Annotated in this window: 24 protein-coding genes; 18 read left to right on the top strand and 6 right to left on the bottom strand. The window is 59.6% G+C overall.

The window, feature by feature from the left end; translation table 11 throughout:
* Positions 1–7: 7 nt before the first annotated feature.
* The 4 genes from Q390_RS0103160 to Q390_RS0103145 form a co-directional block, all read right to left on the bottom strand.
* Positions 8–589, bottom strand: coding sequence for a TerD family protein (locus Q390_RS0103160; protein ID WP_027994770.1), 582 nt, complete (start codon positions 587–589; stop codon positions 8–10).
* Between the two features lie 41 nt (positions 590–630).
* Positions 631–1,080 (bottom strand): tellurite resistance TerB family protein, encoded by a 450-nt coding sequence (locus tag Q390_RS0103155; RefSeq protein ID WP_027994769.1) that lies wholly within the window; start codon positions 1,078–1,080, stop codon positions 631–633.
* A gap of 54 nt (positions 1,081–1,134) precedes the next feature.
* On the bottom strand, positions 1,135–1,842 hold the full coding sequence (locus tag Q390_RS0103150) for a TIGR00266 family protein (RefSeq protein WP_027994768.1): 708 nt from the start codon (positions 1,840–1,842) through the stop codon (positions 1,135–1,137).
* A gap of 139 nt (positions 1,843–1,981) precedes the next feature.
* A complete protein-coding gene (locus Q390_RS0103145; protein WP_027994767.1) occupies positions 1,982–2,557 on the bottom strand; it encodes a TerD family protein in 576 nt (191 codons plus the stop codon).
* A 312-nt stretch (positions 2,558–2,869) separates the two neighbouring features.
* Between Q390_RS0103145 and Q390_RS0103140 the strand changes: the two genes are divergently transcribed.
* From Q390_RS0103140 to Q390_RS0103130, 3 genes are all read left to right on the top strand, one after another.
* Positions 2,870–3,907, top strand: coding sequence for a DUF475 domain-containing protein (locus Q390_RS0103140; RefSeq protein WP_037472028.1), 1,038 nt, complete (start codon positions 2,870–2,872; stop codon positions 3,905–3,907).
* Between the two features lie 85 nt (positions 3,908–3,992).
* Entirely contained in the window at positions 3,993–5,261 is a 1,269-nt protein-coding gene (locus Q390_RS0103135) for a TerD family protein (protein WP_037472100.1), read from the top strand.
* On the top strand, positions 5,258–5,611 hold the full coding sequence (locus tag Q390_RS0103130; protein ID WP_027994764.1) for a phage holin family protein: 354 nt from the start codon (positions 5,258–5,260) through the stop codon (positions 5,609–5,611). Before Q390_RS0103135 ends, Q390_RS0103130 begins: the two co-directional genes overlap by 4 nt.
* Here the strand turns inward: Q390_RS0103130 and Q390_RS0103125 are convergent.
* Complete coding sequence (locus Q390_RS0103125; RefSeq protein WP_037472027.1) at positions 5,579–7,093, bottom strand: M48 family metalloprotease; 1,515 nt, start codon at positions 7,091–7,093, stop codon at positions 5,579–5,581. The genes Q390_RS0103130 and Q390_RS0103125 overlap by 33 nt on opposite strands.
* A gap of 150 nt (positions 7,094–7,243) precedes the next feature.
* Between Q390_RS0103125 and moaC the strand changes: the two genes are divergently transcribed.
* The 10 genes from moaC to Q390_RS0103080 all read left to right on the top strand — a co-directional run bounded on the left by moaC (position 7,244) and on the right by Q390_RS0103080 (position 18,554).
* Positions 7,244–7,744 carry a cyclic pyranopterin monophosphate synthase MoaC gene (moaC, locus tag Q390_RS0103120; protein WP_027994762.1) on the top strand — a complete coding sequence of 167 codons (501 nt, stop codon included), beginning with the start codon at positions 7,244–7,246 and terminating at the stop codon, positions 7,742–7,744.
* 7 nt (positions 7,745–7,751) lie between these two features.
* Complete coding sequence (locus Q390_RS18985) at positions 7,752–9,686, top strand: PAS domain-containing sensor histidine kinase (RefSeq protein ID WP_051603009.1); 1,935 nt, start codon at positions 7,752–7,754, stop codon at positions 9,684–9,686.
* A complete protein-coding gene (locus Q390_RS17355) occupies positions 9,683–11,149 on the top strand; it encodes a diguanylate cyclase (RefSeq protein WP_051603008.1) in 1,467 nt (488 codons plus the stop codon). The genes Q390_RS18985 and Q390_RS17355 overlap by 4 nt, the downstream gene beginning before the upstream one ends.
* An 87-nt stretch (positions 11,150–11,236) precedes the next feature.
* Positions 11,237–12,430 (top strand): AAA family ATPase, encoded by a 1,194-nt coding sequence (locus Q390_RS0103105; RefSeq protein ID WP_027994761.1) that lies wholly within the window; start codon positions 11,237–11,239, stop codon positions 12,428–12,430.
* Positions 12,431–12,526: 96 nt separating this feature from the next.
* Positions 12,527–14,341 (top strand): 3'-5' exonuclease, encoded by a 1,815-nt coding sequence (locus tag Q390_RS0103100; RefSeq protein WP_027994760.1) that lies wholly within the window; start codon positions 12,527–12,529, stop codon positions 14,339–14,341.
* A 60-nt stretch (positions 14,342–14,401) separates the two neighbouring features.
* A complete protein-coding gene (locus tag Q390_RS0103095) occupies positions 14,402–15,433 on the top strand; it encodes a virulence RhuM family protein (protein WP_027994759.1) in 1,032 nt (343 codons plus the stop codon).
* A gap of 15 nt (positions 15,434–15,448) precedes the next feature.
* Entirely contained in the window at positions 15,449–15,697 is a 249-nt protein-coding gene (locus Q390_RS19835; RefSeq protein ID WP_156949811.1) for a hypothetical protein, read from the top strand.
* A gap of 181 nt (positions 15,698–15,878) precedes the next feature.
* Positions 15,879–16,508, top strand: coding sequence for a hypothetical protein (locus Q390_RS19830; protein WP_156949810.1), 630 nt, complete (start codon positions 15,879–15,881; stop codon positions 16,506–16,508).
* Positions 16,509–17,015: 507 nt separating this feature from the next.
* Positions 17,016–17,525 (top strand): DUF1993 domain-containing protein, encoded by a 510-nt coding sequence (locus Q390_RS0103085; protein WP_027994758.1) that lies wholly within the window; start codon positions 17,016–17,018, stop codon positions 17,523–17,525.
* Positions 17,526–17,669: 144 nt separating this feature from the next.
* Positions 17,670–18,554: a PA4780 family RIO1-like protein kinase gene (locus Q390_RS0103080; protein WP_027994757.1), complete on the top strand. Its 885-nt coding sequence runs from the start codon at positions 17,670–17,672 to the stop codon at positions 18,552–18,554.
* Positions 18,555–18,563: 9 nt separating this feature from the next.
* On the opposite strand, the gene Q390_RS0103075 is transcribed toward Q390_RS0103080, so the two are convergent.
* Positions 18,564–19,334, bottom strand: coding sequence for a carbonic anhydrase (locus tag Q390_RS0103075; protein WP_037472025.1), 771 nt, complete (start codon positions 19,332–19,334; stop codon positions 18,564–18,566).
* An 863-nt stretch (positions 19,335–20,197) separates the two neighbouring features.
* Here Q390_RS0103075 and Q390_RS0103065 point away from each other — a divergent pair.
* The 5 genes from Q390_RS0103065 to Q390_RS18980 all read left to right on the top strand — a co-directional run bounded on the left by Q390_RS0103065 (position 20,198) and on the right by Q390_RS18980 (position 26,898).
* Positions 20,198–21,292, top strand: a complete 1,095-nt coding sequence (locus tag Q390_RS0103065; RefSeq protein WP_027994755.1) for a baeRF3 domain-containing protein — start codon at positions 20,198–20,200, stop codon at positions 21,290–21,292.
* A gap of 129 nt (positions 21,293–21,421) precedes the next feature.
* Complete coding sequence (locus tag Q390_RS0103060; RefSeq protein WP_027994754.1) at positions 21,422–21,805, top strand: VOC family protein; 384 nt, start codon at positions 21,422–21,424, stop codon at positions 21,803–21,805.
* A 104-nt stretch (positions 21,806–21,909) separates the two neighbouring features.
* On the top strand, positions 21,910–22,518 hold the full coding sequence (locus Q390_RS0103055) for a class I SAM-dependent methyltransferase (protein WP_027994753.1): 609 nt from the start codon (positions 21,910–21,912) through the stop codon (positions 22,516–22,518).
* Positions 22,518–23,291, top strand: a complete 774-nt coding sequence (locus tag Q390_RS0103050; RefSeq protein WP_037472023.1) for a tRNA-uridine aminocarboxypropyltransferase — start codon at positions 22,518–22,520, stop codon at positions 23,289–23,291. Before Q390_RS0103055 ends, Q390_RS0103050 begins: the two co-directional genes overlap by 1 nt.
* A gap of 412 nt (positions 23,292–23,703) precedes the next feature.
* A complete protein-coding gene (locus Q390_RS18980; RefSeq protein ID WP_051603007.1) occupies positions 23,704–26,898 on the top strand; it encodes an EAL domain-containing protein in 3,195 nt (1,064 codons plus the stop codon).
* The last annotated feature ends 70 nt before the right edge of the window (positions 26,899–26,968 follow it).

Genomic DNA, 26,968 nt, shown 5'->3' with positions numbered 1-26,968 from the left:
CGTTGCCTTACAGGTGCGGGGTGATCTGGGGCATCAGATTTTCAAAGGTGCGGCCCTGGCCGTTTTCACCAATCGCGTGCATCTTCCACTCGTCGTTGTGGCGATACAGCTTGGCCATGATCTGCGCGTTGTGGCTGCCCTGCACCGACAGGTCGTAGCGCGCCACTTCTTGCTGGCTGCGGCCGTCCAGAATGCGGCAAAAAGCATTGGCTACTTGGCTAAAGTCTTGGCCAGTAAAGCAGTTGACGGTGAACACCAGTGACTTGACCTGTGCCGGCACGCGGTCCAGCGCCACCTTGATCTGCTCATCGTCGCCGTCGCCGGCACCAGTGCGGTTATCGCCGGTGTGCTCAATGCTGCCGTCCTTGCTGCGCAATTGGCGAAACCAGACGGCATCGACCAAGGCCCCTACGGCATCGAACATCAGGCACGAGGCATCCAGATCAATCTCCTGGCTGCCACCGCCAAAGCCCAAAAAGCCCTTCTTTTTGGCGGCATCCCAGCCCAAGCCCATCACGACCTGGGTCAGCGCGCTGCCCGCTTCTTTGTTGAGCGATATTTTTTGGCCTTTTTGCAAATTCACTGCCATGGTGCTACTCCTGTTGCGTGGTGAAAAATTCAGTCAAAAACTCAAAGAACCGTGGCGCTGTCAAGCCCCAAAGTCTGGCAAATTTTGTCCATGGTTTTGCGCTCGGCCGCATCAAACTGGCCATCGGCGTTGGCAATCGCCAAACACACGCGCGCAATCAGCTGCGCCTCGGGTTTATTCTTGAAGGCGGCCAATTTTTGCAGCACTTCGCCAGTGGCAATCGTCGCGTCAAAGTCAAAACGCCCCACGTACTGATTGAACGCCTCGATGACTTTGTCGGTCTCGAACACCGACATCTGCTCCGAGTTGCGCATATAGCCCAAGAGCTTTTGCTTCTCCGCCGCCGTGACTTCGCCATCCGCATAAGCCATCAACGTGGCGCTGGCCACAATCGCCTGCATCAGGTCTTTGGAGCGGTATTTTTTCAGCTCGGTGTTCATCGACTGGGCCGCACCGGTGAGGGACTGTTTCAGAGAATCAAAGAAAGACATGCCGAAGACTCCAGGGAGTAGATAAAAAATTCAGGCCACCAAGGGCCCGGTCGATCAGGAAGACCTTGTCGGAATTTTGCTGGCCAGCCACGCCAGAAAACTGTCCTTATTGCGCGAGCACACCAGCACCTGGCCTTGCCCGGAAAACTTCAGCACCATCCCCTCGCCCGAGGTCATGCTGCCGACCAAATTGCCCAGCAAGCCACGCTTGGAGTTGGTGGAGGCGCTCAAACCGTATTGCAGCGTCGCGTCCCAAGCCACGACATGACCATTGTCAATCGTGATGTCTTTGCCCGGCTGCACATCCAGCCGAAACAGGGAACCAAAGCCATTGACCGCCAACTGGCCACTGCCACTGGACTGGCCGACAAAAAATCCCCCGGTGCCGCCAAACAGCGCATTGCCCAGGCCCTGGCTGCGCGCTGTCACCTGCACGCCCGCAGTCGCCGCCACGTAAGCGCCGTCGCTGAGCAGGTACTGGCGCGCGCCCACTTCCAGCACCTCGACGCCGCCCGGCATGGTGGGCGACAGCAGGCAGTCGCCCGCCCCGCGGGTCGCCTCAATGCGCTGCTGAAAGAACGACTCGCCATTGGCAAAACGGCGCATGGCGGCCTGCAAAATGCCGCCCTGCACCGTACCCGAGAGATCCAGATTGGACTCCATCATCACCATCGCGTCGGATTCACAAAAAATGGTTTCGCCCTGGTTCAACGCCACATGCAGAAATGGATCGACATCACCGGTCACAGTAAAAACTGGCATACAACCTCTTCTCCTCCAAAGGGGCGCTGGCGATCAATCGCCACACCCGGTGGCCCTGCATTCTGCAAAAAAAAGAGCCAGGAGCACGCGCAGTGCAGCCTGGCCCAGACACCAACGTCAGCGCCCCCAGGCGCCTGACTTAGACGTTGACGCCGAAGTTTTTCGCCATCGGGCCCAAACCGCCCTTGAAGCCCTGGCCCATGGCCTTGAACTTCCACTCGCCGTTGTGGCGGTAAATTTCACCAAAAATCATGGCGGTCTCGACCGAAGCGTCTTCAGACAGGTCATAACGCGCCACTTCTACGTTGCTGACGGCATCGACACAACGCACATACGCGCTGGCCACCATGCCAAAGTTCTGGCGTTTGGCTTCAGCGTCATGGATCGTCACGCACACCGCAATTTTTTCGACATCGGCCGGAATTTTGTCCAGCTCCATAGTGATCGATTCATCGTCACCCTCGCCTTCACCGGTGCGGTTGTCGCCCGAATGCACCACGCTGCCGTCGCTCGACTTGGCCTGGTTGTAAAACACAAAATCAGCATCCGAGCGCACCTTGCCGCCAGCGCCCAGCAAAAATACACTGCCATCCAAGTCGAATGCGGCGCCGTCCGTGGCACGCAGATTCCAGCCCAGACCGACCAGCATTTTTTTCATGCCAGGGGCTTCTTTGGACAAGTTGACGTTGCCGCCTTTTTGCAGACTGATTGCCATCAATGGACTCCTTCAGGTTGAGAAAATAAGGTGCAGAAACTTATACGCGATATTAGGTATTGAATACACAGTACCTCAAGCCCTATCTCTGGCCCATGGAGTGAAATTCCACCCCATAAGTGTGCCAAATATATGACAAGCCCATGCGCTGATTTTTCTAGCAGGCCAATGGCCAAGTGGGCAAGCGATTTTTAATTCTAGTGTATGTTTCGACCTGCTCTGCTTTGCGGCGGCACGTCTTATCAAAGCAGTCCAGCCAGGATCTTTGCTTCCTTTTTCTATCCATATACAGCCGGGAGGCTGAAAAACTCAATGAAAGAATTCAGAATTTCCTTCTTGGTGACCGCACTGTGCTTAGGCGTTGCCGGCTGGTGGGGCACCCAACACAGCATGGGACTGTGGACCGCGCTGTGGCTGGTCACGGTGCTGGCTGTCCTGGAAGTCAGCCTGTCATTTGACAACGCCGTGGTCAATGCCGGCGTGCTCAAGGACATGTCCGAATTCTGGCGCCAAGCCTTCCTCACGGTGGGTATCTTGGTGGCGGTTTTTGGTATGCGGCTGGTTTTCCCCATCGTCATCGTCAGCTTCTCGGGTGGCATCAGCACCGTCGAAACGATGAATATGGCGCTGAATAATCCTAGCCAATACTCCCAGGTACTGACCGAGGCCTACCCCGTCATTTCCGCCTTTGGCGGCATGTTTCTGCTGCTGGTGTTCCTGAACTTTCTGTTCGATACCAACAAGGAAACCCATTGGCTGGGTGCGCTGGAAGAGCGCCTGACGAAACTCGCCAAGTTCAGCGAAATCAGCGTCTTTATCGCCTTATGCGCCATTTTTTCGACCCGCTGGTGGGTGCCTGAAGCAGAACAGTCGCGCGTATTTGTCGCCGGCGTGCTGGGCGTGCTGCTGTACTTGGCCGTCGATGCGGTGGGCGCGCTGTTTGAAAATGAAGAAGAAGGCGATGCGGCCGTCAAAACTATCCACCGCTCGGGTTTTGCCAGCTTTTTATACCTTGAAGTGCTCGATGCTTCGTTCTCTTTTGACGGCGTGATCGGCGCTTTTGCCATCACCAAAGACGTCGTGATCATCATGCTGGGCCTGGCGATTGGCGCCATGTTCGTGCGCTCCATGACGGTGTATCTGGTCAACCGCGGCACCTTGAACGAATACATCTATCTGGAGCACGGCGCGCATTACGCTATTGGCGCGCTGGCCTTGATCATGCTGCTGGGCACCACGCTGCATGTCTCTGAAGTCATCACCGGCCTGATCGGCGTCGGTTTCATTGGCGCCTCGGTGTGGTCGTCCCTGCGCCACCGCAAAAAATACCCAGAACACTACGCGGCATAAAACGCCAGCACCACAACCCCTGTTTACCCCCATTGGCCGGCGCGATCTTGATTGTGCTCGGCCTATTTTTTTGATGGAGCACCGCATGTCCCAGCCCCTTTCTCTCCTGCGCGGCCAGCGCACCCCACTGAGCGATCTAGGCTTGTCCCAGGGCAGCTTCACACTGGAGCTGGCACTGGCGCCCACCAGTCTGGCGCTCGATAGCGCCTGCTTTGGCCTCGATACCAACCGGCGGCTGGCGGACGAACGCTACATGACGTTCTTTAACCAGCCGCAAAGCCCTTGCGGCGGCGTCCAGCAACGCGGCACGCACACTTTTGAGATGGATCTGGCACGCTTGCCCGCCTCGATTGATGCCCTGGTGGTGACGCTGGCCACCGAATCGGCCGACGGCCTGCGCGCCCTGGGCGCCAGCCACGCGCGCTTGCGCCGGGCGGACGGCAGCACAGCGGCGGAATTTGCCCTCGATGGCAGCCTCTTTCAAAACGAGCGAGCGGTGATGCTGATCGAGTTCTACCGCAAAGACGGCCAGTGGCGCACCAGCCCGGTGGCACAAGGCTTCAACGGTGGTCTGGCGGCACTGGTGCAGCACTTTGGCGGCAGCGTGGCAGAACCCGCACCAGCGCCGACACCTGTACCCACGCCCACCCCAAACCCCCCCCCAGCTCCAACGCCGACACCGGCACCCGCCCCGGCCAAAGTCTCCCTGGGCAAGATCACCCTGGACAAGCGCGGCGACAAAATTTCGCTGGAAAAACGCGGCACGGGTGTCGGTCACGGGCGCATCGTCTGCAACCTCCAGTGGACCGCCGGCGGCACCCGCAACACGGCGGCGCCGCGCAAGAGCGGCTTTCTGGCGGGTTTGCTGGGCGGTGGCGCAGCGGCAGCCGGTGGCGCCATCGACCTTGACCTGGGTTGCCTGTTTGAGTTGAGTGACGGCCAGCGCTCCGTCGTGCAAGCGCTGGGCAACACCTTTGGCGCCTACGAGCAACCGCCTTACATCCACATGGCCGGCGACGACCGCAGCGGCACCAGCGCCGACGGGGAGTTTCTCTACATCAACGGCGACCAACTCCCGCAGATCAAACGCATCTGCATCTATGCCTTTATCTACGAAGGCGTCGCCCATTGGGCGCAGGCCGACGGTGTGGTCACCGTGTCGGTCCCTGGACATCCACCGATTGAGGTGCGGCTGGACGGCCACGAAGAGCGCAAGAACCTGTGCGCCATTGCCATGCTCGAAAACGTGGACGGCCAATTGCGCGTGACCAAGTTGGCCGAATACTTCTCCGGGCACGTCCAACTCGACGAGCACTATGGCTGGGGCTTGCGCTGGCAAAAAGGCAGCAAATGAAACTCCTCACCCAATGGCTGCTCAGCGCCGCCGCGCTGCTGCTGGTGGCCTACCTCTACAGCGGCGTCGAAGTCCGCAGCTTCAGCGCCGCTTTGATCGCCGCCTTTGTGATTGGCCTGTTCAACGCGGTACTGCGTCCGGTGTTGGTGGTGCTAACTTTGCCGGTCACTATCGTTACCGTCGGGCTGTTTCTGTTCGTCATCAACGCGCTGATGTTCTGGGCCGCTGCGGGCGTCCTCGACGGCTTTTATGTGCGCGGCTTTGGCGCGGCGCTGCTGGGCTCGCTGCTGTATTCCGCCCTTGGCCTGGTGATCGAATCAGCGCTCGGCGGTCTGTTCACGAAGCAGTGATTGCAGCGCGCGCAGGCGCGTATCGATGATCGAGGCTTCGACAAAATCACCAGGCGCGCGGCTATGGCGCGCCAGCTCCTGTCCGGCCCGAAAACGGTCCACCGCCGCCGCGTAGTCATAGTGCACCGCCTGGGCCTCGGCCTCAGCGCGCACCGCCCGCAGCGCCTGGCCCTGGGCCTGCCACAGGCTGGCCAGCAGCTGCCACGCACCGGCATCCTGCGGGTGCGTCGCCACCCGGGTCTGCAAGCGCCCGGTGACCTGCGCCACCTCTGCATCCATGCCCACGCGGGCACGCGGCGTGTGCAGCAACGCCTGCGCCCGCAGCAGCAACTCGGGCCGCCCGCTGCCCTCCGGCACGGCGCGCAGTGCGGCCTCGGCTTCCCCCGCAGCCAGTTCGACCTCGGCGGCCAACAACTGCGCCTGGCGCCGCGCCGGTGCATCACCGCTGACCAGCGCCAACAAACGCGGCAGCAGCGGGCGCGCCGCCACCGGTTCGCGCAACTGGCTGGCCACCAGCACGGCGGCATACAGCACCGCGCTCTGGCGCACCGGCGCCAGCGCGGCAAAGCCACTGCCTTGCGGCTCGGCCAGCCACTGGCGCCACACATCGATACCCGGGTTGGACAGCACCCGCGCCCGCGCCGCCAGCATCGCGTCCTCAAAATGGGGCTGCGGCAACGCGGCGCTGCTGCCCGGCGGCTGGCGCGACTGCATATCGGCCACGCGCTGCGAGGTCAGCGGGTGGCTGCGCAGATACGGCCAAGAGCCGTTGTCGTTCAAGCGATTGGCCTGCTGCAACTTGTCGAACATGCCGACAAAGCCCTGCGGCGCAAACCCCGCCGGCGCCATCAGGCCGTAGCCAATGCGGTCCGCCTCACGCTCCATGTCGCGTGAAAAATTCAACTGGTTTTGCGCCAGCAGCGCTTGGCCGCCGACCATCATCGCCTGCGCCGCCGCCGGGTTTTTGCTCGCGGCCAGCGCGCCCAGGACCATCGCTCCGAGCATCAGCGGCGTCTGGCGTCCCTGGCGGGTCATCAGGCGCGAGATATGGCGCTGCGTGACATGGCTCAGCTCGTGCGCCAGCACCGAGGCCAGCTCATCGCGGCTGCCCACCACGCCGATCAATCCCAGATGCACGCCCAAGTAACCGCCCGGCAGCGCAAACGCATTTACTGTGCGGTCGCGCCCCAGCAGCACCTCCCAAGCAAAGCGCTCGTCCAGCTCGGGCGACAACTCGCCACGCGCGCGTGCTGCCACCAGCAACGCCTGCCACACGCCCTGCACATACTCGTCCAGCACCGCGTCATCAATGTAGTCCGGGTCGCGGTACAGCTGGCGAATGATGCGGTCGCCCAGCCGGCGCTCGTCGCCCACTGTCAGATCACTGCCATCGCCCAAAGTCGGCAAGCCCGACTGTGCGGCGGCTGGCAGCATGGCGCAGGCGGCATATGCTACTAATACAGAAGCTAGAAGCGCACGCATAGATTGGGCTACAGGCCATTTTGGCTCTAAAAATTGGCGCGCCAGCCGACGGATAATTGCGGAGCGCGGCAACGTGCAAAGGGGATAAAGCATGGCCGTATGATGCCCCCGTCCTTTGAATGTTTCCCACTGTTTCACACGCTCACCACCATGTCTGCACTCACCCACTTTGACGCCCAGGGCCAGGCCCACATGGTTGACGTCGCCGCCAAAGCCGCCACGCACCGCATAGCGGTCGCCGGCGGGCGCATTGAAATGCGGCCCAGCACCCTGGCGCTGATCGACGCCGGCACCGCCAAAAAAGGTGACGTGCTCGGCATCGCCCGCATCGCCGGCATCCAAGGCGCCAAAAAAACCAGCGACCTGATTCCCTTGTGCCACCCGCTGGCGCTGACCCGTATTGCTATCGAATTCAAAGCTGCCAGTGCATACCAGCCGGGCGCTTGCGGCATCTATTGCACCGCAACGGTAGAAACCGTTGGCCCCACCGGCGTCGAAATGGAAGCCCTGACCGCGGTGCAGGTGGCCCTGCTCACCATCTACGACATGTGCAAAGCGGCCGACCGCGGCATGTCCATTCACGACGTGCGCGTGCTGGAAAAGCATGGTGGCAAATCCGGTAGTTTTGTGGCGTCATCTGGGGCGGTCTGAGCCTGCCATGTCACCGCATCCCGATACCTCAGCCACCACCCACCGCCGCCAAACGCACCTGATCGCGCTGTGTGGCGCAATGGTGATCCTGCTGGCGCTGATTTTTGGCGCGCTCAGTCTGCTGCGTTTTCAGGCGGTAGAAACGGCTTGGGAAGAGCACAACGCACGCGCCACAGCCATTGGTGAGGCTCAGACCGAAATCACCCGGCACATCGGCTACGGCGGCTTTATCCACAATTTCAAAAACCTGGTGCTACGGGGTGACCTGCCGCGTTACCAAGCAAAAATTGAGGCCGATATCGCCGGCTTTCGCGTGCAGTTCGCTCACTTGGAGAACTTGCTGCGCGTGCCCGAGGACAAGTTGGCGCTGGCCCAGGTGCGGGCCACGCTGGAAGACTACGCCGCCAAATACCAAAGGGTGGCGCCGATGGTGGCTGCCGGCGCCAGCTCGGCAGAGATTGATGCCGTGGTCAAGATCGATGACGCCCCTGCGCTCAAGGCCTTGGCCCAATTGAACGGCCGGGCTGTGGTGCGAGCGCAGCTCACACTGGAAACAGCCAAAGCTATCCATGCCGAGGCGGTGCGCTTTTCGCAGATCGGCGGCGCGTTGGTGATCGCCGCGATGATCTTTGCCACCCTGGCCTTGCTGCGCTTTCTGAACAACCTGGTGGTGGCCCATGCCACCATCCGCCACACCCGCCAGCGACTCGACCTGCTGCTCGATACCGCCCCCGATGCCATGCTGTCGGTAGCGCCCAATGGCCGTATCGTGCGCGTCAACCACATGGCCGAGAAATTTTTTGGCTACAGCAGCAGCGAACTGCTCGGTCTGACCGTGGAACAACTGATCCCGCCCAACTACCGTGAAGTGCACAGCGTACAGCGTGCCAACTACTTCACCCAGGCACGCCACCGGCCGATGGGCGGCGGCCTGGCCTTGAGTGCGTTGAAGCGCGACGGCAGCCAGGCCTTGGTTGAAATCAGTTTGTCGCACAGCGGCGAAGCCGCCGAAAGACTGGCCACCGTCACCCTGCGCGATGTGACCGAGCGGGAGCAGACACGGCAGGACTTGGTAGCGGCCAAGCAGCAGGCCGAACGCGCCCTGGCCCAGCAACAACAGATGCAGGACGAACTGGTACAGGTAGAAAAACTCGCCGCCCTGGGTGGCCTGGTGGCCGGCGTGGCGCACGAGGTCAACACGCCGATTGGTGTCACGCTGTCCGCCGCGACCCATCTCGACGCCGAAACACAAAAAACCGACCGCGCCTACCAGGCCGGTGACCTCAGCGAAGAAGGCCTGAGCGACTACTTCGCCACCGCCCGCCAAGCCACCCAGTTGATGACACTGAACAGCCAGCGCGCGGCCGACCTGATCCAGAGCTTCAAACAGGTGGCCGTGGACCAGACCGGCGGCGAGCGCCGCTCCTTCGCCGTGGCCAGCTACATCGACGAAGTGCTGCTCAGCCTGCGCCCACACCTGAAAAAATCGCACATCGAGATCCGTGTCAACTGCCCGCCGGCGCTGACCCTGGACAGCCTGCCAGGGGCGTTTTCACAAGTGCTGACCAATCTGGTGATGAATGCCCTGTTCCACGCCTTCACGCCCGAGCAGACCGGGCATATCGACATCACTGTGGTGGCCGTGGCGGCTGTCGATGGCGCGCAGCTGCGCCTGATCTTCCGGGACGACGGCAAAGGCATTCCGCCCGAACTGCACGTGCGCGTGTTCGAGCCCTTCTTCACCACCCGCCGCTCCAGCGGCGGCAGCGGCCTGGGCCTGCACATCGTGCACAGCATCGTCACCCAAGCGCTCAAAGGCACGCTGGCGCTGGACAGCCGCCCAGGACAAGGGACAACCTTTACCCTGCATTTGCCACGCAGTTTGGCCGACACCTCATCGCCAACCACCCCTTCGACACCCTCTTCGGAACCCCGCGTATGAATGCCACGCCCCTCAAGCTCAAGCCTGCCAGCCCGCAGGCCAGCGTCACACCGCTGTTGCGCGACTGGCGCGTCTTGATCGTCGATGACGATGTCGAAGTCCACGCCGTCACCCGGTTGATTCTGGGCAAGATGCGCTACAAGGGCCGGGGCATCGAACTGCTCTCGGCCCACTCCGCCGCCGAGGCACGCGCCCTGCTGGAGAGCGAGCGCGACATTGCCGTGGTGCTGCTCGACGTGGTGATGGAAACCGACGATGCCGGCCTGCGCTTGGTGTCGGTGATCCGCACAGAATTGGGCAACATCGCCACGCGCATCATCCTGCGCACCGGCCAGCCAGGGCAAGCGCCCGAAGAACAAGTCATCGTCGATTACGACATCAACGACTACAAAGCCAAGAGCGAACTGACGGCGCAAAAACTGTTCACCACCGTGGTGGCAGCCTTGCGCTCTTACGAAACCATCGTCGCACTGGACAAGACCCGCAAGGGGCTGGAAAAGATACTCGACAGCACCAGCACGCTGTTCCAGGTGCACTCCTTGCAGCAGTTTGCGGCTGGCGTACTGACCCAGTTGTCGGCCTTTCTGGGCTGCCAGCCCAACGGCATCATCTGCGTGCAATACGATCCCGACAAGCTGCACGACAACCCACCGGACGACAACGGCATCCGCGTTCTGGCCAGCACCGGCGAATGCTGCGGCTGCAACATGCACGAGGATGCGGACGGCAATTGCTGCGACCCGGCCATGCTCGAGGTGGTGCGCCAAGCGCTGCAACAGCAAAAAAGCCAACTGACCGGGGAATACACCGTGCTCTATCTGGACACCGGCGACACCAGGGCAACGGCGGCGCTACTGCACGGCGGCCTGGGCTTGGCCGATGAAAGCGACCGCAAGCTGCTGGAAGTGTTCGCCGCCAAAATCTCCATCGCCCTGGCCAACGCCCTGACCTACCAGAAGATGGTCAGCGCCGAACAGGCCGCGACCACCGACTTTCTCACCGGGCTCGACAACCGCCGCCAACTGCTGCGCTTGGGTGTGCCCCTGGTCGCCGGCGCCCGGCGCCACGGCACGCCGCTGGCAGTGGCCATGCTCGATATCGACCACTTCAAGCGCATCAACGACACCTGGGGCCACGACGCCGGCGACGAAGTGCTGGCGCGCGTCGGTCAGTTGCTGAAAGCGCGTTTCCGCACCAGTGACGTGGTGTCGCGCTTTGGCGGCGAAGAGTTCTGCATCATCGCGCCCAACCTGCCGCCCCAGGAGGCGCTCGCGCTGTTCGACGCTTTCCGCCAGCAGCTGGCGGCAGAGCGCTTCGAATTCGACGGCAAGCAGGTCTCCATCACCATCAGCATCGGCGTCTCCACCGTGGTCATCGACAACATCGACGCCATGATTGCCGCCGCCGACGCCCAGCTGTACCGCGCAAAACTGCAAGGAAGAAACCAAGTGCAGGCGGGGTGAGGTCGTCCCACCCACATTCCAGCATTTATTGACTTTTATCCGGCAAACGATAAATTATCAGTTTTTTGATAATTCAGGATAAAAGCCATGATTCACTTTCCCCGCCGCGCACTGGCACAAGACTTGGTCACCGCCTTGCAGGGCAAGGGCTTGTTGGGCGATGCGCACAACGGCCTGTTCTTGGCGGCACCCCGGCGCACCGGTAAATCCACCTTCTTACAAGCCGACCTGCAACCCGCATTGGAGCAAGACGGCGCGGTGGTGGTGTATGTCGATCTGTGGGCCGACCAGCGGCGCGATCCGGGCGACCTGATCGCCGAAGCGATTGGCCGGACGCTGATCCAGCAGTTAGGGCCTGTGGCCAAGGCGGCGCGCGCATCGGGACTGGAGAACGTGACGATTGCCGGCGTACTCAAGATCGACACCAGCAAGATCGGGAAGATGGACGGCGCAACGCTGACCGAAGCACTGCGCGCATTGCACCAATCGGCCAAGGCCCCGGTGGCGCTGATCATCGACGAGGCCCAGCACGCACTGACCAGCGAGGCCGGCGAAGCAGCCATGACCGCCCTCAAGTCAGCCCGCGATCAGCTCAACCGCCCCGGTGACATCCACCTGATGCTGATCATGTCGGGCTCGGATCGCGACAAACTGCTGCGTCTGGTCAACACCAATGGGGCGCCCTTCTACGGCTCGCAAATTCAGCGCATGCCAGAACTGGGCCCCGACTTCATTGCGCATGTGGTGCAGCTGATTGAACAACAGCACCCCGACTTGCAGCCGGTGGACAGCGCCGCTCTGGCCACGGCATTTGCCAGCTTTGGCCATCGTCCGCAGTTTTTTATGGCGGCGGTCGGTCAAGCACTCAACCCCTTGGCCGACCTGCAAACGCGGTTTGAGCCCGCCGTGCTGGAGGCAGCGCACCAGCGCCAGGCCCAAGACGAAGCGCAAATGGAATCGGAATACCTGGGGCTTAAACCGCTGGAGCAGGCGGTGCTGTGGCGCTTGCTGGAACAAGGCCAAAGGTTTCGCCCTTACGACGCCGAGGCGCTGCGCTTTTATGCTGACAAAACCGGCCAACCCGTGACGCCGCCCAAAGCACAAAACGCGCTGGAGTCACTGCGCCAGCGCACACCGGCCTTGGTGTGGAAGTCAGCCCGCAGCGAATACGCCGTAGACGACGCCGCCATGCACCGCTGGTTTGCCCTGCGCACCCAACACGGCACGTGGCCACCCGAGGAGCCGCAGCACCCGCTGCCGTTTGACCCGGGTCAGTTCTAAAGCCCACGGACGTTGCCCACCCGCCAAGTCAGCCCCGCCTCAGCCCCGTGGGCTATAAGTCGATACAAATAGACACAAATGAAGGCGAGCGAAGACATGGCGACCTTGATACCCGCGCTGGCCAGCTGCCGCGCGCGCATGACCGGCGGTGAGCTGCGGCTGGCTGAACGGCTGGAGCAAAAACTCGAAGACGACTACCTGCTGTGGTACGACGTGCCCGTCGGCCCGCAGCAATTGCATCCTGACTTCATCGTGCTGCACCCGAGCCGGGGGCTGCTGATTCTGGAAGTCAAAGACTATCGCCTCAGCACCATCGTGCAGGCCGACAAAAACGAGTGGACGATTCTGGACAGCACCAGCGGCGAACCCATCACTGTCCAGTCCCCCTTCGGCCAAGCGCGCCACTACGCCCACGCCGTGTGCGACGCCCTGAGTGCCGACAAGCGCTTGGTGCACCCGGACGGGCGCTACCAAGGCAAATTGGTGTTTGCTTGGAGCTACGGCGTGGTGCTGCCCAACATCACACGCAAGCAGTTCACCGACGCGCAACTGGACGGCGCCCTTGCCGCGCACCGCGTCATTTGCAGCGACGAAATGGCTCCCAGCGTGGAGGCCGAAGCCTTCCAAAGTCGGCTGTGGGAAATGTTCCCCTACGGCATTTACCATACGCTCACGCTGCCGCAGATCGACCGCGTGCGCTGGATTTTGTTTCCGCAGGTGCGCATTGGCGAACAAGCCAGCTTGTTTGACGAAGCCGGCAGCGAAGACGAAGTACCCGACATGCTGCGCGTGATGGACTTGCAGCAAGAGCAACTGGCGCGCAGCTTGGGCGACGGCCACCGCGTGATCCACGGCGTGGCCGGCTCGGGCAAAACCATGATTTTGGGTTACCGCGCTGAATATTTGGCCAGCGCCAATGCCACTGGCAAACCGATTCTGGTGCTCTGCTACAACGAGCCGCTGGCCGTGATGCTGGCCGCCAGCATGGCTGCCAAAGGACTGCAGGAACGTGTGCATTGCATTCACTTCCACAAATGGGCACGCGCACAACTGGTGGCTTACGGGCAAAACCTGCCAGCCAACAACCTGGCGCAAGACGCCTTCTTTGCCGACATGGTGCAGCGCGTCATCGACGGCGTGACACGCCGCCATATTCCCACCGGTCAATACCTGGCGGTACTGATCGACGAAGGCCACGACTTTGCGCCCGAGTGGTTGAAACTGGTCACGCAAATGGTCGATCCGACGACCAACAGCCTGTTGCTGCTGTATGACGATGCCCAGCGCATTTATGGCGACAAGCGGCTGAAGTTCACGCTCAAAAGCGTCGGCATCCAAGCCGTAGGCCGAGGGCACTCGACCATCCTGCGCATCAACTACCGCAACACCCGGCAAATTCTGCGCACCGCCAGCGCCATCGCTGGCGACCTGCTGACGGCAGACGAAAAAGACGACGACGGCATCCCGCTGATCAAACCCATCAGCTGCGGCCGCGAAGGCCCCGAGCCCATCGTTATTAATTTGCCCACCCTGCCCGAACAAGCCGCCAAAGTCGCCGACCTGCTGCAAGGCGCCCACGCTGATGGTTTTGCGTGGGGCGACATGGCCGTCCTCTGCCACAACGCCAAAACCCGCGACCTGTGCGCCAGCACTTTGGCCAAACGCAAAATCCCCGTACAAAACCGTTTGGGTGCGGGCGATTACCACCCGCTGGAGAACAGCATCAAGGTGATGACGATGAAAGTCAGTAAGGGGCTGGAGTTTCCGGTGGTGGCGGTGGTGGGTGGGGAAGAGTTGAAAGCCGGCAGTGATGCCGCATTGGCTGACACCGCAGCACGCAAAGATACGGCGCGGGTTTTGTATGTGGCAGCTACGCGGGCAACGCAGCGGTTGATCTTGGGAACGGCATAAAAAACCACGGTGCTTGGTGCCTATGCTGCGGCATCACCCCCTCAAAAAAATCAACACAACATGAGCTCACTTATTCTTTACCGCAGCGAAGACGGGCAGGCCGAAATCAATCTGCGCGCATTGGATGGCAGCGTGTGGCTGACCCAATTGGAAATGGCCGAGCTGTTTGCCACCACCAAGCAAAACACCAGCCTGCACATTGCCAACATCCTCAAAGAGGGTGAGCTGGACGCCGTTTCAGTTGTCAAGGAATCCTTGACAACTGCCGCCGATGGCAAGAATTACCGCACCAAACTGTTCAGCCTGCCGCTGATTCTGGCCGTGGGCTACCGCGTGCGCTCCGCGCGCGGCACCCAGTTTCGCCAATGGGCCACCCGCCATCTGGCTGAATATTTGGTCAAGGGCTTCGTCATGGACGATGCACGCTTGAAAAACCCGAGCGGCTGGGATCACTTTGACGAGCTGCTGGCGCGCATCCGCGAGATACGCGCCTCAGAAAAGCGCTTCTACCAAAAGGTGCGCGACCTCTTTGCCCTGAGCGTGGACTATGCCGAGCACGAAAAGCAGGCGCCCTTCTTCTTTGCCGAAGTGCAAAACAAGCTGCTCTACGCCGTCACCCACCAAACCGCCGCCGAACTGGTGGTGGCCCGCGCCGACCCCAGCCAGCCGCACATGGCGCTCAACACCTGGGAAGGCAGCCGCGTGCGCAAGGCCGACGTCATCGTGGCCAAAAATTACCTCAGCACCGACGAAATTGATTCACTCAACCGGCTGGTGGTGATTTTTCTGGAGCAAGCCGAGCTGCGCGTCAAAGACCGCCAACAGCTCACCCTGGATTACTGGCGCAGTAATGTGGATCGCCTGCTGGCCTTCAACGACCGCCCAATATTGCAAGGCACGGGCAGCGTGGGCCACGCCGCCATGAAAACCATCGTGCATGAGCGTTATGAAGCTTTTGAGGCCCAGCGACGCGCAGATGAGGCACGCGCAGCAGATGCACAAGATTTGAGGGAGTTGGAAGCCGTGGAGAAGGCACTGGCGAATGCAGGCAAACGTGATCCACAAGCTCCAGATGGGAAATTGAATAAGTAGCGGTGCTGCATTTGGGTGCAACAGCTCAGGTCAGTTCAATCTACTGGAGAACACCATCAAGGTGATGACCATCAAGTCAGCAAAGGACTGGCGTTTCCGGTGGTGGCGGTGGTGGGCGGAGAAGGGCTGAACGCTGGCATCGAGACCGCGTTGGCGGAGGACGGCGCCGGCGTGGACGTCGAAGCGCGCAGGGATGCGGCACGGGTGCTGTATGTGGCGGCTACGCGGGCGTCACAGCAGTTGATCTTGAGCGTAAGAAACTGATAATGCGGTTTACGCCTATGTAAAAAAATAGAAAGATTTCATCAATAATAGCTTTTGAAAAATCCCCCATTGTCTGGCAGGCTGCGATCTATTCAGACAGCGAGCAAGGCTTTGCAGACCATCCATAATCATATTATTTATGAGCATCGCATAACAAATCCATCTTTAAATTAATAAATTTATGAAAACAAAAAAACTTTATTATTTCGCAATAATAGCTTCATTAATTTTTTCAGTCAGTGGCTGCAGCTCAATTAAAAAAGAATATGCACAAATATCAATTCCATCACCTGGAGATATCGCTACTAAAAATATTGGCGAGGAGCTTATTTCGCAGAAGCTAAGAACATATGCACTGGGACTAACCATTCCTGAAAATTATAAAATCGGAAAGTACACACTTCTCAAAGGAACATATCAATTAGAAAAAGAAAATGAAAAAGGTCAATGGTTTGAAGTCAGCGTAAACCACAAAGATTCTGAAAATGTCCTCGTAAAAAAAGATGATGGAAGTTTATGTGTTGACAAAATTTGTCAACAACTTCAATATTCAATTGAAAAATCTCCATTTGAGAAAAAAGACATAAAAAACTCATTCCAAAAGACAATTTTATACAATGGGAAAATTGGAAACAAAGTAACGGTTAGCTATAGAGAGTTTTCTGATGGTCTCGCTAGATCAGCATTTACCAACGAAGTAAGTTATGACCTTAGTGAGTCAAAAATAATTGGCTATAAAGGTGCAAGACTCGAAGTAATAAAAGCCACAAATACAGATATAACTTTCAAAGTTATTTCTGGATTTGACTGAAAAATAAAACACACCCACTTATTTTCCAGCCAGCGCGCCACACCACATTGGCGCAATTCACCCAAATCGCGCCATCGGCAGCTCCATTGCGCGCCACCGATCTGCTGCAAAGCATTCACGACACGCCTGCCGGCTTGACCTTGGCGGAACTGCTGGCGCTGCATCCGGGCGTGTTGGCGCGCTACGGCCTGCGGCCCCAGAGTTCGCCGCTTGGAAAGTGCGAACCTAGGGCTGACCGATCCAGAAGAAAAGTTATTTTTTGATAGCTTCTTTCGCTTGGTGGGTAAGCGTTTGCGGCTGATTTGACTCAAAACGCCGTGCCTTCAGCGCCTGTGGTTGGGGTGAACAGGGCTGCCGCTGTGCGGTCTTCATCCCTACAGGTCTGAAGCTGCTGCGCGCAGCAGCTGGGTTCGCACAGGTGCGGGTTACAGTGCCTCTTGGCCTTTGGCTCGCTGGGCACGGCGAAATTGTGCCGTGCTCCTCCCTCCCCATTCACCGGAACACCTCATGACCAGCCCTATGTACACCCACTCCGTTCCCGTCTTCAAGCAGATGCTGACGGCTTTGAAAACCATTCTGGCGCAGGCCAGCGAACACGCGGCAGCCAAGTCGATCGAGCCCGACGCCCTGCTGCAAGCACGGCTGGCGCCCGACATGTTTCCGCTGCTCAAGCAGGTACAGATTGCCGCCGATTTTTCACGCGGCATCTCGGCGCGGCTGGCAGGGGTGGAGGTGCCGACCTTTGAAGGCAAAGAGAAGAGCTTTGCCGATCTGGATGCGCTCTTGGTGCAGACCCTGGCCTTTCTGGACAGCGTGAACGCAGCGCAGTTTGAAGGCAAAGAAAGCAGTGAAATCATCTTGCGCGCTGGCACGCCCAAAGAGAAAAAGCTCAGCGGACAGGCCTACCTGACCAGCTACGGTCTACCGCAGTTTTTCTTTCATGTGACGACGGCCTACGACATCCTGCGCCACAACGGCTTGCCCATTGGCAAGCGCGATTTCATGGGCGCGTATTGAGCTGAGGCTGGCGAATCCGCGCATAAGCAAGGCGCTGGTTTCAGTACTGTATTGATAGCTGCTAGCGCACGCACCTAAAGGGCTAGAGGCCGATTTGACCTAAAAATCGTAGGCAAATCCCTCTGCGACGTACCATCTGACCCCATGAAAGCTCCTCCCCGACTCCAGTCCCTGATCGAAGAAGGTCTCATCGACACCGTGGTGCGCCAGCTCATGAGCGGCAAAGAGGCGATGGTGTTTGTCGTCCGCATTGGCGACCAGACGCGCTGCGCCAAGATTTACAAAGAAGCCAACAACCGGAGCTTCCGCCAAGCGGTGGACTACACCGAAAACCGCAAGGTCAAGAACTCGCGATCGGCCCGGGCGATGGCCAAGGGCAGCAAGTTTGGCCGGCAAGAGCAAGAGGCAGCCTGGCAAAGCGCCGAGGTGGACGCGCTCTACCGCCTCGCCGCAGCCGGCGTTCGCGTGCCGCAGCCGTTCAATTTTCACGACGGCGTGCTGCTGATGGAGCTGGTCACCGACGCCCATGGCGATGCGGCTCCGCGCCTGAACGATGTGTCCTTCACCCCCGAGCAGGCACTGCAGCACCACGCCACGCTGATTGCCGAGGTGGTGCGCATGTTGTGCGCCGGCGTGGTGCATGGGGATTTGTCGGAGTTCAACATCCTGCTGGCCCACGGTGCGGTGGAAGGTGAAGGCGAGAGCGTGGACTTCCCGGTGATCATCGACCTGCCCCAAGCCGTGGACGCAGCCGGCAACAACCACGCACAGCGCATGTTGCTGCGCGATGTCGGCAACCTGCGCAACTTCTTTGGCCAGTTTGCCCCGGCGCTGCTGGCGACCGAGTACGGCGCCGAAATCTGGAGCCTGTACCAAGCCGGCTTGCTCAGCAACGAGACGCCGCTAACCGGCCGCTATGAGCGCAGCCATGCCGATGTGGATATGCAAGCGGTGCTGCGCGAGATCGACGACGCCCGGGACGAAGAAGCGGCGCGCCAGCTGCGCATGGCGACGGCGGCCGGCGCCTAAGTCGCGCGGTTAGAGCGACTCTTTGATCACCCGGCCATTGAGCGGCTGCACGGGGCGGGCATTGGCGTTGAACAGGCGCCGAAACGCCTTGATTTGGCCGCTGCCCAGCGCGATAGGCCGCTTCAGCACCATCCAATTGACCGATTCGGAGCACGGCGGTGTGGTTAAGGAGCCGTCAAAGCTGTAGTAGCCCTTGTCTGCGGGCAGCATCGCAGCCAGATCAAGCTCCATGCCTTCTACAGTGATTTTTTCGTTCGGGCGCGGCAAATGGTCAAAGATCGGGGCATACGCCTCGTTTCTGGGCATGGGGCCGGGCTGCATCAGCACCGCCACCACCCCGAGTTGTCCGGCCGCATTTTTGTGGACAAAGTGCCCCACCATGGCGGTGTGTTTGCCGCCGATGGTTTCTTCGCTGGGAGTATGAAAGTGGAACTGCAATAGCCCGTAAGTTTGGTCGCCCACCTTGAATTGGCTGCCTGCAGGCACATTGACCTGCACGGTGTGGCCGTTATTCACAATGCTGGCTTCGGTTTTGCGGTAGTCAAAATTAAGGCTTGGCAAATCCGTCTTGACGGTGCTGCTGATGTCGATCGGGCTTTGGCTGCCGCCTTTGGCACAGGTTTCAAAGGTCGGGTCTAACTCGGCCCAATTGGCAGGCCCCTCGTGTGCGCCTTGGTAATCCCAATGGGCGTGTACGGTGCCGCTGGCATGGGCGGCACAGCCCAAAAATGCGGCGAAGGCCAAAGCCAAGGTTTTAGTCGGTGGGGTAATGCCAAGCATCGAAATTTCTTTCTTTAAAAAAAGCAATTATTACACATTGATTCAACTTGGCGTAATCTGGTTTTCCCGAATAAGCCCCTGTTTGATTCCCGGCAAGAGGGATGGTATTGCCATCGCTCCTCCATGCCAGAGGCTGCAATATATTGCAATGCCACGAAATAAAACGGCATAAAATAAAATTGGGACGTGATATTAATATTCAATAAATATTAATAATTAATATTGGATAATAAATAATCAGCCGCAGCGGCGGTGCGGCCAAGGCGTTTTATTTTTGCTCTGCACTACATATTTCATAGCTGCTTACGCTTTATTCATCAGCGCTTGATGTTTATTTGATGGATATTTTCAATGCACCACCGGCCCTGGGTCGATGCCGTGGGTCCGACGCACAAAGCGGCAAAAGCCCTGGCCGGTTTGCATCACGCCATCCGCACCGCGCTGTGAACTGCACTGAACGCCAGAGAAGTCAGCGCCGGCATCCAAGGCCCTGCGCGCCTTCTGGCAGGTGGGGAGGCGCTTGGCGAATCACGCCCCGCTTAATTTTTACGCCCTCCTGATAGGCAAAAACATAAAAACACCAAAAACTGATAAATATTAATTATTTTTATGCGCAGCTAGATTCGCCAATAATTTCAACATTTTACAAACAAAACAACAAATAACCCGTAGCAACTTCATTTACTTTATAGAAATAAATAGAAGCATTTTAAATATTAGAAATTTTTTTGTTCCTACGATAATTCTAAGAGGCGCTTAGAAAAAATATTCCATTTACAAATTGGCGCAGCCGTTAATTTGTTAAAAATTTATTTTTTGGTATTTTGATGCTGATTTTTCACCCCTTTTTTGAAGGTTTCACGATGAATTCTTTGGCTCTTGATTACCCAAGCGTTCTGTTGCGCAACGAGGAGGCGCCTTGCCTGTCGCTGTACCAGCCGACCCACCGGCAGCACCCTGACAACGTGCAAGATCCGATCCGCTTTCGCAATCTGATGAAAGAAATGGAAGCGTCGCTGCGCCAGCAATACCCCCAGCGCGAGGTGGGGCCGCTGCTGGCGCCGTTTGAGGCACTGGCCAATGACGATGCGTTCTGGAACCACACCAGCGAGGGTCTGGCGGTGCTGAGTGCACCGGGAGTGTTCCGCGTCTACCAGTTGCCGCGCCCGGTGACCGAGTTGGTGGTGGTGGCCGACAGCTTTCACACCAAGCCGCTGCTGCGCATCACGCAGTCGGCCGACCACTACCAGGTTCTGGGCCTGAGCCGCAACAGCTTCAAGCTGTTTGAGGGCAACCGCGATAGCCTGCGGCAAGTGCAGCTCCCCGCCGACACAGCGCAGACAGCAGAGGCCATGCTCGGCAACGACACCGCCCGGCACGGTACCGATGTCCAGCAGGCGGCCAGCGCCCACGCTACCAAGCAGTTTTTCCGCGCGGTCGATCAGGCGGTGATGCAGCACTATGGCCCGTCGGGCGGGATGGGCCTGATCCTGGCGGCACTGCCCGAGCACCACCACCTGTTCCGCTCGATCAGCAAAAACCCGCAGCTGCGCAAAGAGGCTCTGGACGTGCACCCCGATGCCATGCCGCTGGAGGCGCTGCGGGAGTGTGCCTGGCAACTGGTGCAGGCAGATTACCTAGAGCGCCTGGCGGGCTTGATCACTGCCTATGGCGCTGCTGCCGCTAAGGCCCAGGGGTCGGACGCACTGGGCGATATTGCCAAAGCCGCCGTGGCCGGGCGTGTGGCGACGCTGCTGATCGAGGCCGACCGGCTGATTCCCGGCCACCTCCAAACCACCACCGGCAAGGTAACCGCGCGCAGGCTGGACGACCCGCAGGTCGATGACCTGCTGGACGACCTGGGCGAGTTGGTGCTCAAGGCCGGGGGTGACGTGGTGGTGGTGCCTGTCCAACGTATGCCCACCAGCACCGGCGCGGCAGCGATCTACCGCTTTTGACCGGCTGCCGCCTTATCCACCCGCCCAAAACTGTCATCGAACCAGCGCTGCAGGCCCCAGGCGCTGCGCCGCTACCATGCGCCAGCGCCGGCATGTCGCTGGCGCATGGCCTGTTGAGAAGGAAAAGCAATGTTCAGTCATGTGATGGTGGGTGTGAACGATCTGGAGAAGTCGAAGCAGTTTTACGACGCGGTATTGGGTGCGCTGGGCGTGGCGCCGGGGGTGGCCAACAAGCAGCGCTATTTCTACCGCAGCCCCACCGGCACGTTTGCCATCAGCACCCCCATCAATGGCCAGGCGGCGTGCCACGGCAATGGCAGCACCGTGGGCTTTCATATCGATTCGCCTGAGCAGGGCGCCGCCTTCCATGCGGCCGGCTTGGCGCACGGCGGCACCCCCTGCGAAGACGCGCCCGGCTGGCGCGACGGCCCGACCGGCAAGCTGTACTTGGCGTATCTGCGCGACCCGGACGGCAACAAGCTCTGCGTACTGCACCGCCCGGCAGCGGCTTAACACCCCTTGGCGCACGCGCCCGCGCCTGTTGTGGCGGGGCCGTGCGCCATACTTGCGCCCCTTTGACGGCCCGGCGGGCCGTCTTTTTTACGAGGGTCTGAGGCGTGCAATCTGCAAGTGACGGTTGGTTTGACGAGGCGTATTACCAGCGCTTTTATTTCGACAAAAAAACCAGCGTGGTCGATCCCGGCCACGTCGAGCGGCTGGGGGCGTTTGTCTGCAGCTACCTGCACTACCTGCGCGTGCCGGTGGCGCGGGTGCTGGATGTCGGCTGCGGCATTGGGCTGTGGCGCGAGGTGATGGCGCGGCACTTTCCGCTGGCGACGTTTCAGGGCGTGGAATACAGCCCCTACCTGTGCGAGCGCTTTGGCTGGGAGCGCGGCTCGGTGGTCAATTACCGCGCCAGCGCACCGTTTGACCTGGTGATCTGCCAGGGCGTGCTGCCGTATCTGAGCGCCGACGATGCCAAAGCGGCGATGGCCAATCTGGGCACCCTGTGCCAAGGCGCGTTGTACGTCGAAGCCGTGACGCGCGAGGACTGGGAGCTGGGCATCCTGGACGAAGAGATTACCGATGGCCGCATGTTTCGCCATCGCGCGCAGCTGTACCGGCGCGGCCTGGGCAGCCATTTTGCGGAAGTGGGCGGTGGCGTCTGGCTCAGTGAGCGCGCTGAGCTGCCGCTGTTTGCGCTGGAAAGCGTGGGGCGGCGGTGATGTCTGCTGTAGCGCCGCACGCGGTTTCGCGCCTGCGCACTGCTCGGCTGGCGCGCAGTGCCAAGCCGTTTCTGGCGCGCGGCGGTTCGCGCATCGAGCGCTGTGCTGGCTGCCGTCTGCCGGCCAGCCATTGCCTGTGCGCCTTGCGTCCGGCGGTGGCGGCGCGCGCTGGGGTGTGTTTGCTGATGGCCGACATCGAGCCGCTGAAACCCAGCAACACCGGTTGGCTGATTGCCGATGTAGTGACCGACACCTTTGCTTTTGGCTGGACGCGCACCGAGATCGATCCAGCTTTGCTGGCGCTGCTGGCCGATCCGCAGTGGCAGCCATATGTGGTGTTTCCGGGCGAATATGTGGCGCCCGGGCGGCTGGTGACGCAGCTGCTGGCAGCGCCAGCAACAACATCGGATGCCAGCACCAAACGCCCGCTGTTTCTGCTGCTCGACGCCACTTGGCCCGAGGCGCGCAAGATGTTTCGCAAAAGTCCGTACCTCGACAACTTGCCGGTGCTCAGTCTGCAGCCGCAGCAGCTGTCGCGCTACCGCCTGCGCCGCTCGCGTTGCGAAGCACATGTCTGCACCTCGGAAGTGGCGGCGCTGTGCTTGGAACTGGCCGGCGACCACGCAGCGGCGCAAATGCTGGAGGCGTATCTGGACGTGTTCACGCACCACTATGTGCAAGCCAGAAACCAGCAACCGGCCGCCTGGGAGGACGCAGCGCACCTGCATTTGCGCCGCTTGTGCGCTGCGCAGCAAGATCGACAGGACGTTTGATTGACTCTATTTTTAAGAGCTGCCAGCGCTTTACAGACAAGCGCCAGAGGCACTTTTGACTCGTATTTTTTACTTCTCAGATCAGGGGGTCCATTCCAGCCCACCGGCTTGTTGCTTGCGGATAGGTTGCCAGGCACCAGCGCAGTGCCTGTGGGGTCAAGTCGCTCGACCTGTAGGGCCGGCGTAGCGTGGGGCGGGGTGGGGCAGCCGCTTCGCTCCCCCCTCACCGGCCAGCACGCTCTTGATGCCCTTGAGCTTGAACGCTGTGTCCTCCTTTGCCCTGCCGTTGAAGGTTTGTCCATCTTCTGGGCATCAGGTCAATCCCGGGGCCCTTCAGCGTGGTGCGCGTGCAAAAATGGAAGGGCCTGGTTCCGATCACCACCAGCAAATGTCACCTTAAAAGTTAGGCCCAATGCCGAGCACACCTGATGTTTTGTTCATTTTTGAACTGACCCCTGATATCACCCTGAAGGCCATCAAAGGGCAACCGCACCAGCTGCTGGGCTATACCGCAGAGCAATTGCTGCAGGGCCATCCGGAACTGGACGAACTGATTCACCCCGGCGATCAAGATCTGGCTGCCAAGCTGTTTTTGCCAGACACAGTGCCCGACTCAGCCAGTATCAACCTGCGTCTTCGCCACGCCGATGGCCGTATTCGGTGTGTTGCCGGCCACTTCACCCACAGCGTGCAACCAGGAGGGGCAACGCAACTAGCGTTGCAATTGAGGGAAGCCAAACGCATGGCGCCTTCTCTGGAATACAACTCGCTCATGGCCAATTTTCAGGCCATGATGGAGAGCACGGGCGACTTCATTTACTTCAAAAATCGGCACCACGTCTTTGTGGGTGCCAGTCCGGCTTTGGTGTCAATGGGGCAGCAGACGAGCCTGATCGACCAGACAAATTACGACCTGTTCCCCGAGAGCTATGCCGACAAGTATTACGCGTTGGACCAGCAGGTATTGGCCGGTGCGGCGGTAACCCACGCCGTGCAATCCATGCCCAGACAGGACGGTAAGCTGGGGTGGTTCGACAACCGCAAATACCCGCTGCGCGATGGGGACGGTCACCTCATTGGCCTCTTTGGCATTGTTCGTGACATCTCTGATCTCAAAAAAGCGGAACTGGCGCTGGCCCAGAACGAGAAACGTCTGGCCACGATCTTCAATCAAGTTCCATCCATCGCGGTGCAAGGCTATGACCGCCAGCGGCGGGTAATCTACTGGAACCAGGCCAGCGAAGCACTCTACGGCTACACGCATACGCAAGCGTTAGGTCGGCAGCTGGAAGACTTGATCATTCCACCGTCCATGCGTGCGTCGATGATTCAACTGGTGGATGCTTGGTGCCAGGGCGGCGCGGCCATTGAAGCAGCTGAGTTGACCATGCAACGTGCGGATGGCTCCGCCGTCGAGGTTTTTTCCAGCCACGTGATGCAAATCGATTCCGATGGCGAGCCGGAAATGTATTGCCTCGACATTGACATTTCAGGCCGCAAGGCGGCTGAGCGCGCGCTGCGGGCCAGCGAGTTGTTCTTGCGCACCGTTGTTGACGAAATTCCAGACCCGGTGATGCTCAAAGATCACGAAGGAAATTTTTTATTGGGCAATCGCACGGTGGCAACGCTCTACGGCACCACCCCTCAGCAGATGGTTGGCAAACACGACGGCGACTTTGGCGTTCCGCAGGAAATGGCCGAATTTTTCCGCCACAACGTGCTGAGCATCATGGCCAAGGGCGAGACACAAGTCGTCTTTGAGAACAGCCGCGATAACAATACCGGTGTCATTCGGCACTACCGCTCCATTAAAAAGCCGCTTCTTGGCGTGGACGGTCAGAACCAGATCCTGGTGATTGCACAGGACATCACTGACATAATCCATGCGCAGCAGAAGGTCACCGAGAGCGAGCAACGCTTGCAGCAGGTGATGGAGATTGTCCGCGAAGGCATATGGGACTGGCATCTGCCCACCGGTCGGGTCATTCACAACCCACAGTGGTACAAAAACCTGCAATTTGATGCCAGCGAAATTCCCGAGACGGTGGATTTCTTTATCAGCCTGATTCACCCGCAAGACCGGCAAATCGTACAACAACGGCTTGACCAGATGGTGGTGCATGGAGCTATGGACTACCACTCCGAGCATCGACTGCTGCGCAAAGACGGTGCAGTCATCTGGGTACAGGACCGTGGTCGGGTGGTGGAGCGCGACAGCCAGGGACAGGTGCTGCGCATTGTGGGCAGTTTTTCGGACATCAGCTCCCAGCGTGCCCATAAAAATCACCTGGAGTACATGGCGAATTACGACACCCTTACCGGTCTACCCAACCGGGTGCTTCTAAGTGATCGGATGCAACACGCCATTGCGCAAAGCAAACGGCGAGGGTTGCAGTTGGCCGTGGTCTACCTCGATCTGGACGGCTTCAAAGCCGTCAACGACCACCATGGACATGCCTTGGGCGACCGGCTCTTGACGGCACTGTCGGGGCAATTCAAGGCATCCATGCGTGAAGGTGACACGATTGCAAGGCTGGGCCGGGACGAGTTTGTGGCCATCCTGGTGGACTTACCTGGCATTCAGTCGGCCGTGCCCATGATTCAGCGTCTGCTGGACATTGCGGCCAGTCCGATCGAGCTTGACGGCCACAGCCTGCGTGTCTCTGCCAGTGTGGGTGTCACCATTTATCCGCAAATCGAGGAAGCCGATGGGGATCAGTTGCTGCGCCAAGCCGACCAGGCCATGTACAGCGCAAAAATGGCGGGCAAAAATCGCTACCACCTGTTTGACACCGCACACGACCGGACCTTGCGTTTGCGCAACGCGTCGGTGCTACGCATTCAGCAAGCGCTGCGCAATGGTGAGTTGGTGCTTTATTACCAACCCAAGGTGAACCTGCGCACGGGTGATGTGGTGGGGGCCGAGGCACTGATCCGTTGGTGGCATCCACAGCGTGGGTTATTGGCTCCCGGCCTGTTTTTGCCCGAAATTCAGAACCATGCCATTGGCATTGAGCTGGGTGAATGGGTGATGGATACGGCACTGCGGCAGATCGAGTGGTGGCGCAGTGCCGGGATAGAACTGCCGGTCAGCATCAACCTCACCGGGCACCATTTGCAACAGCCCCAATTCACAGAGTCCTTGAAAGCGGCCTTGGCGCGCCATCCACAGGTCAAGCCCGGTCAGCTGGAGTTGGAGGTGTTGGAGACCAGTGCACTGGAAGACATCAGCCTGGTGGCCCATGTCATCACGGAGTGCGCCACATGGGGTGTGAGTTTTGCACTGGATGATTTCGGCACGGGCTTTTCGACGCTGACCCACCTCAAACGCCTGCCGGCTCAGACCCTCAAGATCGATCAAAGCTTTATTCGTGACATGTTGGTCGATCCAGAAGATCTGGCCATTGTCAAGGGTGTGCTGGGTTTGGCCACCGCCTTCAAGCGACAAGTCATTGCCGAGGGCGTTGAGACGCCAGCGCACTGCCGTATGTTGTTGGACATTGGCTGTGACCTAGCACAGGGCTACGGCATTGCGCATCCTATGCCAGCCCAAGAGATACCGGCCTGGATCGCCCAGTGGCATTTGAAAGCCGATTGGCTGGGTTGACTTGGGATGTTGATGACGGGCAGGGGTTCACCGCAGAATTTTCGGCTCTTTCGCCTTCCGCGCAGCAAAT

This window comes from Simplicispira psychrophila DSM 11588 (genome assembly GCF_000688255.1).
Taxonomy (GTDB): Bacteria; Pseudomonadota; Gammaproteobacteria; order Burkholderiales; family Burkholderiaceae_C; genus Simplicispira; species Simplicispira psychrophila.
The sequence above is the reverse complement of the archived record's forward strand: the minus strand, read 5'-3'. Positions and strand labels throughout refer to the sequence as shown.